The sequence below is a fragment of the Caulobacter sp. P1_D6 genome (assembly GCF_056406095.1).
In genome coordinates this window covers 1-687 of sequence record NZ_JBFUAW010000085.1, presented here as the reverse complement: position 1 = coordinate 687, position 687 = coordinate 1, and the positions used below count along the sequence as shown (strand labels likewise).

1 protein-coding gene is annotated in these 687 nt (G+C 74.3%); it reads left to right on the top strand.

Annotated features, from left to right (window positions below; translation table 11 throughout):
* A partial coding sequence (locus AC1DYP_RS24780; protein ID WP_477048559.1) for an MgtC/SapB family protein occupies positions 1-687 on the top strand: 687 nt, incomplete at both ends.

Here is a 687-nt window from a genome sequence, read left to right as displayed (position 1 = left end):
GTGGCGGTCGCCTGCGGCGGCGTCATGCTGCTGGCGGTCCTGGCGGCGGCCATCGCCGGCCTGGTGGGCCTGAGCTACTGGCGCAACCGCGAGCAGGAGGGGCCCGGCCTGACGACCGAGTTCGCGATCCTGCTGACGGTGCTGGCCGGCGGCCTGGCCATGAAGGCTCCCTCGGCCGCCGGCGCGGTGGGCATCGTCGTCGCCCTGCTGCTGTCCAGCCGCGAGCGCCTGCATCACTTCGTGCGCACGGTCCTGACCGAGGACGAGGTGCGTTCGGCCCTGATCCTGGGCGCGGCCCTGATCGTGGTCATGCCGCTGCTGCCCGACCGGCAGATGGGCCCCTACGAGGCGCTCAATCCCARGTCCGTCTGGCGGCTGGTGGTGCTGGTGCTGGCGATCGGCGCGATCGGCCACCTGGCCACGCGGGTGCTGGGCTCGCGGTTCGGCCTGCCGATCTCGGGCCTGGCCTCGGGCTTCGTGTCCAGCTCGGCGACGATCGGGGCCATGGGCGCGCGGGCGGCCAAGGACCCCAAGGTGATGACCTCGGCCGTGGCGGGAGCCGTGCTCTCCACCGTCGCCACCGTGATCCAGATGGCCGTGGTGGTGGGGGCCACCAGCCCGGCCGTCCTGCGGGCCATGGCCGCGCCCCTGATCGGCGCCGGTCTGGTCGCCGCGGGCTACGGCGCG